This is a genomic window from Mycolicibacterium psychrotolerans, assembly GCF_010729305.1.
GTDB lineage: Bacteria > Actinomycetota > Actinomycetes > Mycobacteriales > Mycobacteriaceae > Mycobacterium > Mycobacterium psychrotolerans.
In genome coordinates, this window is sequence record NZ_AP022574.1 from 4,001,754 (window position 1) to 4,016,373 (window position 14,620).

Below are 14,620 nucleotides of genomic sequence, written 5' to 3' on the forward strand. Positions count from 1 at the left end.
ATCATGATGACCCTCGCTCCCGCCCGGCCGGCCACGACAGCGTCGGGGCTACCACCGGTTACCTCCCTGGGGACGCGGACCGCCGGGTTCTACCGCCACGATCTCGACGGGCTGCGGGGCATCGCGATCGCTCTCGTCGCGGTGTTCCACGTGTGGTTCGGGCGCGTCTCGGGCGGCGTCGACGTGTTCCTGGTGCTGTCCGGTTTCTTCTTCGGGGGCCGGCTGCTGCGCGGGGTGCTCACCCCCGGCGCGTTCCCCCGACCGGTGCCCGAGATCACCCGACTGATCCGGCGGCTGCTGCCCGCGCTGGTCGTCGTGCTGGCCGTGTCCGCTGTGCTGACGATCCTGATCCAGCCCGAAACCCGTTGGGAGACCTTCGCCGACCAGAGCCTGGCCAGCCTCGGGTACTACCAGAACTGGGAACTGGCCACCACCGCGTCGAACTACCTGCGCGCCGGGGAGTCCGTCAGCCCGCTGCAGCACATCTGGTCGATGTCGGTCCAGGGACAGTTCTACATCGCGTTCCTGGCGCTGATCCTGCTGTCGGCGCTGCTGTTCCGGCGGCTCTTCGGCAGACACATGCGCACCGCGTTCGTGGTGCTGTTGACCGCGCTGACCATCGCGTCGTTCGTCTACGCGATCATCGCGCACAACACCGACCAGTCGACCGCCTACTACAACAGCTTCGCGCGCGCCTGGGAGCTGCTGCTGGGCGCCCTCGTCGGGGCGGTCGTCCCGTCGCTGCGGTGCCCGATGTGGCTGCGCACACTCGCCGCGCTCGTCGGGCTCGGTGCGATCCTGTCCTGCGGGGCGCTCATCGACGGCGTCCGGGAGTTCCCCGGACCATGGGCGCTGGTGCCGGTGGGCGCCACGGTGCTGTTCATCCTCTCGGCGGCCAACCGGCACGCCGACCCGCACACCGGCGGCCGCATCCCCGCGCCGAACCGAGTGCTGGCCACCGCGCCGTTCGTGTCGCTCGGGGCGATGGCGTACTCGCTGTACCTGTGGCACTGGCCGCTGCTGATCTTCTATCTGGCCTACACCGGCCGCTCCGCGGTCAACGCCGTCGAGGGCGCAGCGGTCCTGCTGGTGTCCGGCCTGCTGGCCTGGTTGACCACCCGCTACGTCGAGGAGCCGCTGCGCGCCGGCCGCCGCCCTGCGACCCGGCCCGCGGCGAGAGCGCGATCGGTGCCGCTGCGCACCCGGCTGCGTCGGCCGACGATCGTGCTGGGGTCCACGGTGGCCCTGCTCGGCGTCGCGCTGACGGCCACCTCGTTCACGTGGCGCGAACACGTCACCGTGTTGCGGGCCAACGGGAAAGAGCTGGCCGGGCTCTCGGCACGCGACTATCCCGGCGCACGGGCACTGCTGAACCACGCCAGGGTCCCCAAGCTGCCGATGCGCCCGACGGCGCTCGAGGCCAAGAACGACATCCCGAAGTCCACCGTCGACGGGTGCATCAGCGACTTCGACAACATCGGCGTCATCAACTGCACCTACGGTGACATGGCGGCCACCCGCACGATCGCGCTGGCCGGCGGCTCGCACGCCGAGCACTGGATCACCGCACTGGACCTGCTCGGACGGATGCACCACTTCAAGGTCGTCACCTATCTCAAGATGGGCTGTCCGCTGACCACCGAGGAAGTCCCGCTGGTGATGGGCAACAACGACCCCTATCCCAAGTGCCACCAGTGGAACCGGCGGGTGATGGGCAAGCTCGTCACCGACAAGCCCGAATTCGTGTTCACGACCTCTACCAGGCCGTGGAACATCAAACCCGGCGACGTGATGCCTTCGAGCTATCTGGGAATCTGGAAAGAACTGTCGGACAACAGAATTCCGATACTGGCCATGCGCGACACGCCGTGGATGGTGCGTGACGGCGAGCCGTTCTTCCCGTCGGACTGCCTCGCCGACGGAGGTGACGCCATCTCGTGCGGAATCCCCCGATCCGAAGTACTGTCGGATCGCAACCCGACGCTGGACTACGTCGCCCAGTTCCCGCTGCTCAAGCCGCTCGACATGAGCGACGCGGTGTGTCGTCCGGACTACTGCCGAGCCGTGGAGGGGAACGTGTTGATCTATCACGATGCTCACCACATCTCGTCGACCTACATGCGGACCATGACCGGTGAACTGGGCCGTCAACTGGGCGCCGCCACCGGTTGGTGGCCGGTCCGATGACGACGGTCTGGCCGGGCTCGCCGTATCCGCTGGGCGCCGCCTACGACGGCTCCGGCACCAACTTCTCGTTGTTCTCCGAGGTCGCCGAGCGGGTCGAGCTGTGCCTGATCGGCAAGGACGGCCGCGAAGAGCGGGTGAACCTCGACGAGGTCGACAGCTACGTGTGGCACGCCTACCTGCCGACCGTGACCCCTGGCCAGCGCTACGGGTTCCGGGTGCACGGCCCCTGGGACCCGGCCTCGGGGCACCGCTGCGATCCGAGCAAGTTGCTGCTCGACCCGTACGGTAAGGCCTTCCACGGGGACTTCGAGTTCTCGCAGGCGCTCTACTCCTACGACCTGGAGGCCGAGGATCTGGCCGGCGGCGGTGTACCGCCTCGCATCGACTCGCTGGGCCACACCATGACCAGCGTCGTGATCAACCCGTTCTTCCAGTGGGCGTCCGACCGCGCGCCGCGCACCCCCTACCACGAGACGGTCATCTACGAGGCGCACGTCAAAGGGATGACGCAGTCCCACCCGGGGATCCCCGAGGAGCTGCGCGGCACCTACGCCGGTCTCGGGCACCCCGCGATCATCGACCACCTCAAGGCGCTCAATGTGACCGCGATCGAACTGATGCCGGTACACCAGTTCCTGCACGACCACCGGCTGCTCGATCTCGGGCTGCGAAACTACTGGGGCTACAACACCTTCGGCTTCTTCGCCCCGCACTACCAGTACGCCTCCACCCGGTATGCCGGCGGCGCGGTCGCCGAGTTCAAGACCATGGTGCGCGCGTTCCACGAGGCGGGCATCGAGGTGATCCTCGACGTCGTCTACAACCACACCGCCGAGGGCAACCACCTCGGACCGACGATCAACTTCCGTGGGATCGACAACGCCGCCTACTACCGGCTGCTCGACGGCGACCCGCGGTACTACAAGGACTTCACCGGGACGGGCAACAGCCTCAACGCGCGCCACCCGCACACCCTGCAGTTGATCATGGATTCGCTGCGGTACTGGGTGCTGGAGATGCACGTCGACGGTTTCCGTTTCGATCTGGCGGCCACGCTGGCCCGCGAGTTCTACGACGTGGACCGGCTGTCGGCGTTCTTCGACCTGGTGCAGCAGGATCCCGTCGTCAGTCAGGTCAAGCTGATCGCCGAGCCGTGGGACGTCGGTGAAGGCGGTTATCAAGTCGGCAATTTCCCAGGTTTGTGGACCGAATGGAATGGGAAGTATCGCGACACTGTGCGTGATTACTGGCGGGGAGAGCCCGCAACCCTAGGTGAGTTCGCGTCCCGGTTGACGGGATCGTCCGATCTCTACGAAGCGACCGGCCGACGGCCGAGCGCCAGCATCAACTTCGTCACGTGCCACGACGGCTTCACGCTGGCCGACCTGGTGTCCTACAACGAGAAACACAACGAGGCCAACGGCGAGGACAATCGGGACGGCGAGAGCCACAACCGGTCCTGGAACTGCGGCGTGGAAGGCCCCACCGACGATCCGGCCGTCCTCGCGTTGCGCGGCAAGCAGATGCGCAACATCATCGGCACGCTGATGCTCTCCCAGGGCACGCCGATGATCGCGCACGGCGACGAGATCGGCCGCACCCAGCGCGGCAACAACAACGTCTACTGCCAGGATTCCGAGCTGTCCTGGATGGACTGGTCGCTGTGCGAGACGAACGCCGACCTGCTCGAGTTCACCCGCAAGGTCATCAAGTTCCGCAAGAACCATCCGGTCTTCCGGCGCAGGCGCTTCTTCGAGGGCAAACCGATCCGCACGGGCCATCAGGTCCGCGACATCTCGTGGCTGACCCCGTCGGGCAAGGAGATGGACCTGGCGGACTGGGAGACCGGGCTGGGCCAGTGCGTGGCCGTCTTTCTCAACGGCGACGCGATTCTGGCGCCGAACGAACGGGGTGAACGTGTCATCGACGACTCCTTCCTGCTGTGCTTCAACGCCCACGATGTGGATCAGGATTTCGTTGCACCGCAAGGGGGTTACGCGAAGGAGTGGGTGGCCGACCTGGACACCGCCGATCCGACCGGCGCCACCGATGTGACGGTGGCGGCCGGCGAGAAGATCACGCTGGCGCCCCGGTCCCTGCTCGTTCTGCGTAAGACCGCCTGATGACCGTTCTGTCGACCTACCGCCTGCAGATGCGCGGCGCCGCCAGCGGTGAGGCCTTCACGTTCGCCGACGCCGAGAAGCTCGTCGACTACCTCGCCGAACTCGGGGTGTCGCACCTGTACCTGTCTCCCATCCTGACCGCCGCCGAGGGCTCCACGCACGGCTACGATGTCACCGACCCGACCACGATCTCCGCCGAACTCGGTGGCCCCGAAGGGTTTTCGAGCCTGGTTGCGACAGCCAAGGCGGCCGGCCTGGGCGTGATCGTGGATATCGTGCCCAACCACGTCGGCGTCGACGTGCCCCGGCAGAACGCGTGGTGGTGGGATCTGCTCACCCACGGCCGGGATTCGGAGTACGCCTCGTACTTCGACATCGACTGGACGCTGGACCCCGACGGGCGGATTGTCCTGCCCGTGCTGGGCTCCGACGACGACGTGGCCGATCTGGTCGTCGACGGGGACACGCTGCGCCTCGGCGACCTGGTGTATCCGATCAGTCCCGGCACCGCCGACGACGGGGCCTCCGGGTCACAGGTGCACGACCGCCAGCACTACAAGCTGATCGGCTGGCGCAACGGGGTGTGCGGATATCGCCGCTTCTTCTCGATCACCTCGCTGGCCGGGCTGCGCCAGGAGGATCGGGCGGTGTTCGACGCCACCCACGTCGAGGTCAGACGCTGGTTCGACGAAGGGCTCGTCGACGGCATCCGGATCGACCATCCGGACGGATTGTCCGACCCCACCGGCTATCTCAACTGGTTGCGGGAATTGGCAGGATCGCAGGCCTGGATCGTCATCGAGAAGATCCTCGCCGTCCCGGAACCACTGGACCCGAGCCTCCCGGTGGCGGGCACCACCGGCTACGACGCACTACGCGAGGCCGGCGGCGTGTTCGTCGACCCCACCGGTGAGGAGTCATTGACCGCGCTCATCTCCTCCGCAGGGGTGGACTACTCCGGCATGGCCGCCGAGGCCCGCCGACTCAAGGTGCAGGCGGTCACCGTCACGCTCGCCAGCGAGCTGGCCCGGCTGCGCCGCGCGGTCACCGTAGCCACCGGCCGCGATCATGAGCTGCTCGGCGAGGCGATCGCCGAGTTGCTCAGCCACATCCCTGTGTACCGCTCCGATTACCTGTCGCTTCCGCTCGTGCTGCCCGAAGCCGTCTTCGAGACGACCAGGGACCGGCCGGACCTGGACGAGCCGCTGGTGATCCTCGCCGCCGCCCTAGCCGGGAGCACCGAGGTCGGCGTGCGGCTACAGCAGCTGTGCGGGGCGGCTACGGCGAAGTCGATGGAGGACTGCCTGTTCTACCGCGATGCCCGGCTGGTCTCGCTCAACGAGGTGGGCGGTGAGCCCGAGTACTTCGGGGTAAGCGCCGCGGAGTTCCACGCCCGGGCGCAGGCGCGCGCGGCGCTGTGGCCGACGGCGATGACGACCCTGTCGACGCACGACACCAAACGCGGCGAGGACGTCCGCGCCAGGATCGGCGTGCTGTCCCAGGTGCCCTCGCTGTGGACCGAGATGGTGCAGGGCTGGGAACGCACCACCCCCTCCCCGGATCCGCTCACCGGGCTCTTCCTGTTGCAGAACATCTTCGGCGTCTGGCCAACCGACGGCGCGGTGACAGACGAACTGCGCGAGCGGCTGCACGCGTACACCGAAAAGGCGATCCGCGAGGCCGCGCTGCACACCACGTGGAACGACCCGGACAGCGATTTCGAGTCCGCGGTGCACAGCTGGCTCGACGCCGTGCTCGACGGGCCGGTGGCTGCCGGGCTGACCGAGCTGGTGGCGCGCCTCGACGAGCACGCCCGGGCCGACGCGCTGGGCCAGAAGCTGATCGCGCTCACCGGGCCGGGTGTGCCGGACGTCTACCAGGGCACCGAGCTCTGGGAGGACAGCCTGGTGGACCCGGACAACCGGCGGGCGGTGGATTACTCGGCGCGGCGGAGTGCGCTGGCCGAACTGACCCACCCGAAGCTGCGCGTCGTGCGGGAGGCGCTGCGGTTGCGCCGGGAGCGACCCGAGTCGTTCCTGGCCGGCGGCTACCGTCCGGTGCCCGCCGACGGGGCGCACGCCCAGCACGTGCTGGCGTTCGGCCGCGGCGACGACGTCCTCGTTGCGGCGCGCCGGTGGACGGTGCGGCTGACCGAAACCGATTGGGGGGAAACCACTGTGACGCTTCCGCCAGGGGCGTGGACCGACCGGCTGTCCGGCCGCGCGCACACCGGCACGGTGGCGGCTGCGGAGCTGTTCGGTGACCTTCCGGTGGCGCTGCTGGTGCGTGCCGATGCCTGAGCACGAGTTCGCGGTCTGGGCGCCGAAACCCGGCGTGGTCCGCCTGGACGTCGAGGGCACACTGCATCCGATGGACCGCGCCGAGGACGGCTGGTGGCGCGCCGTCGTGGACGCCGCCCCGGATGCGCGCTACGGGTTCGTGCTCGACGACAACCCCAAAGTGCTGCCCGATCCCCGCTCTCCGCGCCAGCCCGACGGCGTGCACGAACGCTCGCAACTGTGGCAGCCGGCGGCCGATGCATGGTCGGATGCCGGCTGGGCGGGCCGCTCGATCGAGGGTGCGGTGATCTACGAACTGCACATCGGCACCTTCACGCCCGCAGGCACGTTCGACGCGGCCATCGACAAGCTGGACTACCTGGTCGATCTCGGTGTCGACTTCGTCGAGGTGATGCCGGTCAACGCATTCGGCGGCACTCACGGGTGGGGTTATGACGGCGTGCTCTGGTACGCGGTGCACGAACCCTACGGCGGCCCCGACGGGCTGATCCGGTTGATCGACGCGTGCCATCGCCTCGGCCTCGGGGTGCTGATCGACGCCGTCTTCAACCATCTGGGCCCGTCGGGCAACTACCTGCCCGAGTTCGGCCCGTACTTGTCCTCGGGCTCGAACCCGTGGGGTGAGTCGATCAACATCGCCGACGCCGGAGCCGATCAGGTGCGGCGCTACATCCTGGACTGCGCGCTGCGCTGGATGCGCGACTTCCACGCCGACGGTCTGCGCCTGGACGCCGTCCACGCGCTCGTCGACACCACGGCGATCCATATTCTCGAGGAGATGTCGGCCGAAACCGACTCGCTGGCAGGCCAACTCGGCCGTCCTCTGTCGCTGGTCGCGGAGAGCGACCTTAACGATCCGCGCCTGATCACCCCGCGTGATCAGGGTGGGCTCGGGATGACCGCGCAGTGGGACGACGACATCCACCATGCGATCCACACCGCGGTGTCCGGGGAACGTCAGGGCTACTACGGCGACTTCGGCACGCTGGAGGCGCTGGCGCAGACGCTGCGGCACGGCTATTTCCATGCGGGCACGTTCTCGTCGTTCCGTCAGCGCCGTCATGGCCGGCCGCTGGACACCGCGACCATCCCGGCGACCCGGCTGCTCGCCTACACGACGACCCACGACCAGGTCGGCAACCGCGCCATCGGAGACCGGCCGTCACAGAACCTGACCACCGGACAGCTGGCGATCAAGGCCGCACTGGCGCTCGGATCGCCCTACACCGCAATGCTTTTCATGGGCGAGGAGTGGGCGTCGTCGTCGCCGTTCCAGTTCTTCAGCAGTCATCCCGAGCCGGATCTGGCCCGCGCGACCGCCGAGGGCCGCAAGCGGGAGTTCGCCGACCACGGCTGGGACGCCGACGAGATCCCCGATCCGCAGGACCCCGCGACCTTCGAGCGGTCCAAACTGAATTGGGACGAGGTCGACGACGGCGACCACGGCCGAATGCGCGCCTTCTACCAGGGCCTGATCGCGCTGCGCCGGTCCGAGCCGGACCTGGCCGACCCGTGGCTGGACCACCTGCGGATCGACTACGACGAGGACGCCCGCTGGTTCGTGATGCGCCGGGGCGCCTTCGCGATCGCGTGCAACCTCGGCGAGAAGGGCGTCGACGTGCCGGTGACCGGCGAGTCGGTGCTGTCCTGGGGCGAGCAGGAGGCGTCCGGCGACGTCACCCGACTGGGTGGCTATTCCGTCGCGGTCCTGAGGGCCGGCGACTGATCACGGCTCAGATCTCGGGCCACCGCTTCGGCCCATGCGCGCACGGATGTGCGATACGCGTCGGCCGTCGTGAGATCGACGTCGGCGATCGACGACGACCAGCCTGACCGTGGGCGCCGGGGCGGGGCGTCCCGGTCTCGCCGGGCGACCCGCTGCGTGCCGTCGACCCTGCGACGAATCTCGCGCTTGATCCGCTCGTCCGGGGTTCGATCGAGGTGGCGCAGGACGAATTCGACCACCCCCCGCTCGTGGCCGTCGGCGTACCGGTTGTGCTGGAGCATGTACGCACCGACGGTGAGGTGGTGCACCGCGCCGAACCCCCGGTCGGAGAAATCCCGATCCAGGCACTCGTGGAACTTCGCCTCGCAGTCGCCGACGCCGCAGTGCCTGCAGAGGCCCATCAGGTCAGGTAGCGGTAGGTCGGCGACCCCGGCTCGAGCAGCTCGACGTGACACTCCGAGGTCTGCATCCGGGCGAGCAGGCCGTCGAGGTCGGAGGCCGAGCCCATCTCGATGCCGACGAGCGCCTCGCCGGTCTCGCGGTTGTTGCGCTTGACGTATTCGAACAGCGTGATGTCGTCGTTGGGGCCCAGCACCTCGTCGAGGAACCGGCGCAGCGCGCCGGGCTCCTGTGGGAAGTCCACCAGAAAGTAGTGCTTGAGGCCGAGGTGCACCAGCGACCGCTCGAGCACCTCGCCGTACCGGGACACATCGTTGTTGCCGCCCGAGATCAGGCACACGACGGTGGATCCGGGCTTGATGTCGGCGTCGAGCAGCGCCGCCACCGACAGCGCGCCTGCCGGCTCGGCGATGATGCCCTCGTTCTGGTACAGGTCGAGCATCGCGGTGCAGACCGCGCCCTCGTCGACGGTGGTGATCGACACCATGTCCCCCGCGGCCGACAGCGCGGCGAACGGCAACGTGCCGACCCGGGCGACCGCGGCGCCGTCGACGAACTGGTCGACCTCGGTCAGCGTGACGGGCTCCCCCTTCGCCAGCGCGGCCACCAGGGCCGCCGCGCCCGCGGGCTCCACGCCGAGCACCGACGTGGTGGTCGTGCGCTCGGCGAGGTAGGTGGTCACACCACTGATGCAGCCGCCGCCGCCGACCGGCACGACCACCAGGTCCGGTTCCGCGCCGAGCTGTTCGAGGATCTCGACGGCGATGGTGCCCTGGCCGGCCATCGTGCGCAGGTCGTCATACGGGGGCACCAGCGTGGCTGCGGTGCGCGCGACATCCTCGCGCGCGGCCTCTGCGGCCATGTCGTAGGTCTTGCCGCCGACGATGAGCTCGATGAAGTCCCCGCCGTGGTAGCGGATCCGGTTGCGCTTCTGCTTCGGCGTCTTGGCCGGCACGTAGACCCGGCCGTGCACGCCCATCGACCGGCATGCCAGCGCGAAGCCCTGCGCGTGATTGCCCGCCGACGAGCACACCACGCCTGCGGCCTTCTCCTCCGGCGTCAACTGCATGAGCAGGTTGTAGGCGCCGCGCAGCTTGTACGAGCGCACGGCCTGAAGATCTTCGCGCTTGAGGTAGACCTGCGCGCCGGTGAGAACCGAGAGTCGGTCGCTGAACTGCAGCGGGGTCTGGGACACCACGCCCGAAATTCGCCGAGCGGCCTCGTCGATGTCCGCGGCGCGCAGCGGCGCAGCGGGATCGATTCTGGGGCTCTGACTCAGCTCGGTGGACACGCCGACCATGGTGCCACTGCACCCCGCCCCAGCGGAAACGCGTGGGTTTCGGCTAGCCGAAAACTCCTTTGCGGGCTATCGTGGAATACATGACCACCGCGGAGGAATTCGGCGACGCCGTGAGCCGTCCCGCCGGGACGGTGTCCATCGCCGGTGTGCCGTGGCCCACCTACAAGGTGGTGGCACTGCTGATCGGTCTGCTCGTGTTCGCCGTGGTCGCCACGGCGACGGCATCGGCTGCTCCCGCCGTGCTCTCCGGCGCCGGTGTGGCCGCCGTCGTGTGGCTCACCCGCCCAGGCAGCCGGGGCCCAACAGCTCCTTGAGGTCGCCCATCAGCGCCGAGGACGGCGTCACCCGCAGGGACTGATCGAGCTCCAGCGTGGTGATCCGCTCCCCGCTGATCAGCCGCAGATGCACCTGTGCGGTGCCGGGATGCCGCGCCAGCACCTGCTTGAGCGCGCTGACCTTGTCGACGGTGCACTGCCGCGTCGGCAGGCTGACCGCGACGGGCCGGTTGACCTGGGCGCTGGAGAAGTCCGGCACGATCAGCTCGTTGGCGATCAGCGAGATCCGGTCGTCGCGGATCGCCACCTTGGCCCCGATCAGCACCACCACGTCGTCGGCGATCTCGGCGCCGAACATCGAGTACGTCTGCGGGAAGAACAGCACCTCGATGCCGCCGGTGAGGTCTTCGATCTGCGCCGACGCCCAGGGCAGACCGTTCTTGTTGACGCGCCGGTTCACCGACGCGAGGATTCCGCCGACGCGGACCTGGGTGTCGTTGGCGACGTCCCCGTCGAGAATCGCCGGGATCTGGGTGTCGACCTGCGCGGCGAGCAGGTGCGCGATCCCGTTGAGCGGGTGGCCGGACACGTACAGACCCAGCATCTCGCGCTCGAGGGCGAGCTTGTGCTTGTCCTCCCACTCGTCCTCGGGCACCTTGATCGTGAAGACCGCGTCGGAGGCGCCGTCCTCCGAGCCGCCGCCGAACAGGTCGAACTGCCCCATCGCCTCGGCCTTCTTGGTGCCGAGCACCGAGTCGACGGCGTCGGTGTGCACCAGGAACAGGCCCTTGCGCGGGTGGCCGAGCGAGTCGAAGGCGCCCGCCTTGACCAGCGACTCCGTCACCTTCTTGTTGCAGGCGGCGATGTCGATCTTGTTCAGGTAGTCCGAGAAGTCGGTGTACTTACCCTTCTCCGTGCGCGTCTTCACCAGTGAGGCAACGACATTGGCGCCGACGTTGCGCACAGCCCCGAGGCCGAAGCGGATGTCGTCGCCGACGGAGGCGAAGTTCTGCACCGACTCGTTGACATCCGGCGGCAGCACCGTGATACCGAGCCGCCGGCAGTCGGCGAGGTAGACCGCGGCCTTGTCCTTGTCGTCACCGACGGAGGTGAGCAGACCTGCCATGTACTCGGCCGGATAGTTGGCCTTCAGGTAGGCCGTCCAGTAGGACACCAACCCGTAGCCGGCAGCGTGCGACTTGTTGAACGCGTACCCGGCGAACGGAAGGATGGTGTCCCACAACGCTTTCACCGCGCCCTCGGAGAATCCGTTGGCGGTCATGCCCTCGCGGAAGCCCTTGTACTCCGCCTCGAGCACCTCGAGCTTCTTCTTGCCCATGGCCTTGCGCAGCGCGTCGGCCTTGCCCATCGTGTACGAGGCGACCTTCTGGGCGATGAACATGATCTGCTCTTGGTAGACGATCAGGCCGTAGGTCTCGGAGAGGATCTCCTTGAGCGGCTCCTCGAGCTCGGGGTGGATCGGTTTGATCGCCTGCCGGCCGTTCTTGCGGTCGGCGTAGTCGTTGTGGGCGTTCATGCCCATCGGGCCCGGCCGGTACAGCGCCAGCACGGCCACGATGTCGTTGAACTCGGTCGGCTGCATGCGGCGCAGCAGATCGCGCATCGGCCCGCCGTCGAGCTGGAACACCCCAAGGGTGTCACCGCGGCCCAGCAACTCGTAGGCCTTCGGATCGTCGAGGGCCAGCGACTCCAGGTCGACATCGACCCCGCGGTTGGCCTTGATGTTCTCGATGCAGTCGCCGATGATCGTCAGGTTCCGCAGCCCGAGGAAGTCCATCTTGAGCAGGCCGATGGCCTCGCACGACGGATAGTCCCAACCGGTGATCACGGCGCCGTCCTGCGGCCGGCGCCACAGCGGGATCGCCTCGATCAGCGGCTCCGAGCTCATGATCACCGCGCACGCGTGCACGCCGGCGTTGCGGACCAGACCCTCCAGACCGCGGGCGGTCTCGTAGATCGTGCGGACGTCGGGGTCGGTGTCGATCAGACTCCGCACCTCGGCGGCTTCCTTGTACCGCTCGTGGCTGGGGTCGGTGATGCCCGACAGCGGGATGTCCTTGGCCATGATCGGCGGCGGCAGCGCCTTGGTGATCCGGTCGGCGATCGCGAAGCCCGGCTGGCCGTAGTTGACGCGCGCCGAATCCTTCAGCGCGGCTTTCGTTTTGATGGTGCCGAAGGTGATGACCTGGGCGACGCGGTCGCTGCCCCACTTGTTCGCCGCGTAGCGCAGCATCTCACCGCGCCGCCGGTCGTCGAAGTCGATGTCGATGTCGGGCGCCGACGGCCGTTCCGGGTTGAGGAACCGCTCGAACAGCAGGCCGTGCGGGATCGGGTCGATGTTGGTGATCCCCAGCGCGTAGGCCACCAGCGAACCGGCGGCCGACCCGCGCCCGGGGCCGACCCGGATGTCGACCGACTTCGCGTAGTTGATCAGATCGGCGACGATCAGGAAGTAGGACGGAAAACCCTTGTCGCAGATGACCTTGATCTCGTACTCGGCGCGGTCGAGGTAGTCCTGCCCGACCGAACCGGGGAAGCGCCGTTCCAGCCCCGCCATCACCTCGTGGCGCAGCCACGACGCCTGGTCGTGCCCGTCGGGCACCGGGAAGATCGGCATGCGGTCGCGGACCGACCAGACGTCGGCGTAGGACTGCACCCGCTCGGCGATCAGCAGCGTGGAGTCGCACGCGCCGGGCACCTGGTCGTCCCACAGGGCGCGCATCTCGGCAGCGGACTTGAGGTAGTAGCCGTCACCGTCGAACTTGAAGCGGGTCGGGTCCGAGAGTGTCTTGCCCGTCTGCACGCACAGCAGCGCCTCGTGGTTGCGCGAGGCGTCGCGGGTGACGTAGTGGCAGTCGTTGGTGGCCAACGGCGGGATGCCCAGCTTCTGCCCGATCTCGAGCAGGCCCTCCCGAACCCGGCGCTCGATGTCGAGCCCGTGGTCCATCAGCTCGAGGAAGAAGTTCTCCGGACCGAAGATCTCCCGCCACTTGGCCGCCGCCTCGAGCGCCTCCTGGCGGTGGCCGAGCCGCAGCCGGGTCTGCACCTCACCCGACGGACAGCCGGTGGTGGCGATGATGCCCTCGGCATGCTCGGCGATGATCTCGGCGTCCATCCGGGACCACTTGCCGAGCTGGCCCTCGAACGACGCCAGCGACGAGAGCTTGAACAGGTTGCGCAGACCGGTCGCGTTCTCGGCCACCATCGTCATGTGGGTGTACGAGCCGCTGCCCGACACGTCGTCGGACTTCTGGCTGGGATCGCCCCACAGCACCCGCTTGGTCTCGAATCGCGACGCCGGTGCGATGTAGGCCTCGACGCCGATGATCGGCGTGATGCCCGCGTCGGTGGCCGCGTTGTAGAACTCGCTGGCGCCGAACATGTTTCCGTGATCGGTCATGCCGATTGCGGGCATCTCGAGGCGCTGCGCCTCGGCGAGCATCGGCTTGACCTTCGCGGCACCGTCGAGCATCGAGTACTCGGTGTGGTTGTGGAGATGCACGAATGACCCGCTCATAGGCAGGCCAGTCTATGGCCGACCGCCGACAGCGCTCGGCGTGTCGCGATGCGTGTCTCGCCGTCGCAGGCTCACGCGTCGACGGGCGCGCCGATCTGTGACGTCAGCAATCCGTCATCGAATAGCTGTAACAATTGCCTGGCAACGATCGAGGCGCTGCCTTCCTCGGCAACGAAGCCGGCGTGGAAGCCCATGCCCCAGAACAGCGACGCCAACATGTCGGCCACCCCGCCGATAGCGCCCGGCGCCAGTTCGCCGCTGCGCTGCGCGGCCTCGACGAGCGCGGTGTAGAAGTCGTGGACCGCAGCGATCACCCGCTGCGCGGCCACGCTGCGGTGCGGGCCCCTGCGTTGCTCGACCCGGGCCGCGACGAGGAAACGCATGGCCGCCGGATCGTCAATGCACAATCGTTGGATAGCCGCGGTGAACGCGATCAGCTGCAGGCGTGGCTGCGGCCGTTCCTGCGCCTCGGCGACACAGGCCGAGACCTGGCTGTGCAACTCCGCCAGCAGCGTCTCGTAGACCTGCTCGCGGGTGCCGAAGTAGTAGTGCAGCGTCGGCCTGCTCACCCCGGCACGGGTGGCGATCTGCTGAAACGTGGCGGCGGCATACCCACACTCGGCGATGACGTCGCGGGCGGCGCGCAGGATCGTCCGTCGGGTCTGTTCCGAGTCGGCTCCCACCGGGCGGCCGCGCCCTCGGACAACCGGCGACGTCGCGTGCTCCACGGGCAAACGCTATGACATTGCTGCCAGCCGGTCAATCAGCAAAT

General features: G+C 68.1%; 9 protein-coding genes. 5 read left to right on the forward strand and 4 right to left on the reverse strand.

Annotation, left to right across the window (positions count from 1 at the left end; translation table 11 throughout):
• The first annotated feature begins 3 nt into the window (after positions 1-3).
• Genes G6N45_RS19485 through treZ form a run of 4 tightly spaced genes read left to right on the forward strand, consistent with a single transcriptional unit; the run spans position 4 to position 8,336 of the window.
• Positions 4-2,187: an acetyltransferase SucT gene (locus tag G6N45_RS19485; protein ID WP_163723777.1), complete on the forward strand. Its 2,184-nt coding sequence runs from the start codon at positions 4-6 to the stop codon at positions 2,185-2,187.
• Positions 2,184-4,310: a glycogen debranching protein GlgX gene (glgX, locus tag G6N45_RS19490; RefSeq protein ID WP_163723779.1), complete on the forward strand. Its 2,127-nt coding sequence runs from the start codon at positions 2,184-2,186 to the stop codon at positions 4,308-4,310. The genes G6N45_RS19485 and glgX overlap by 4 nt, the downstream gene beginning before the upstream one ends.
• Entirely contained in the window at positions 4,310-6,610 is a 2,301-nt protein-coding gene (gene treY / locus G6N45_RS19495) for a malto-oligosyltrehalose synthase (RefSeq protein WP_163723780.1), read from the forward strand. Before glgX ends, treY begins: the two co-directional genes overlap by 1 nt.
• Positions 6,603-8,336, forward strand: a complete 1,734-nt coding sequence (gene treZ, locus G6N45_RS19500) for a malto-oligosyltrehalose trehalohydrolase (RefSeq protein WP_163723782.1) — start codon at positions 6,603-6,605, stop codon at positions 8,334-8,336. The genes treY and treZ overlap by 8 nt, the downstream gene beginning before the upstream one ends.
• Here the strand turns inward: treZ and G6N45_RS19505 are convergent.
• Both G6N45_RS19505 and ilvA read right to left on the reverse strand, forming a co-directional pair.
• The gene (locus G6N45_RS19505) at positions 8,303-8,737 is read right to left on the reverse strand and encodes a DUF5946 family protein (protein ID WP_163723784.1); all 435 of its coding nucleotides are present in this window, start codon (positions 8,735-8,737) and stop codon (positions 8,303-8,305) included. The genes treZ and G6N45_RS19505 overlap by 34 nt on opposite strands.
• On the reverse strand, positions 8,737-10,026 hold the full coding sequence (gene ilvA / locus G6N45_RS19510) for a threonine ammonia-lyase IlvA (RefSeq protein WP_163723786.1): 1,290 nt from the start codon (positions 10,024-10,026) through the stop codon (positions 8,737-8,739). Before ilvA ends, G6N45_RS19505 begins: the two co-directional genes overlap by 1 nt.
• An 89-nt stretch (positions 10,027-10,115) precedes the next feature.
• Here ilvA and G6N45_RS19515 point away from each other — a divergent pair, with 89 nt between their 5' ends.
• The gene (locus G6N45_RS19515) at positions 10,116-10,349 is read left to right on the forward strand and encodes a hypothetical protein (protein ID WP_163723789.1); all 234 of its coding nucleotides are present in this window, start codon (positions 10,116-10,118) and stop codon (positions 10,347-10,349) included.
• On the opposite strand, the gene dnaE is transcribed toward G6N45_RS19515, so the two are convergent.
• Both dnaE and G6N45_RS19525 read right to left on the reverse strand, forming a co-directional pair.
• Positions 10,312-13,848 carry a DNA polymerase III subunit alpha gene (gene dnaE / locus G6N45_RS19520; RefSeq protein WP_163723791.1) on the reverse strand — a complete coding sequence of 1,179 codons (3,537 nt, stop codon included), beginning with the start codon at positions 13,846-13,848 and terminating at the stop codon, positions 10,312-10,314. The two genes, G6N45_RS19515 and dnaE, sit on opposite strands and share 38 nt — an antisense overlap.
• A gap of 71 nt (positions 13,849-13,919) precedes the next feature.
• The gene (locus tag G6N45_RS19525) at positions 13,920-14,576 is read right to left on the reverse strand and encodes a TetR/AcrR family transcriptional regulator (protein ID WP_246228731.1); all 657 of its coding nucleotides are present in this window, start codon (positions 14,574-14,576) and stop codon (positions 13,920-13,922) included.
• Between the last annotated feature and the right edge of the window lie 44 nt (positions 14,577-14,620).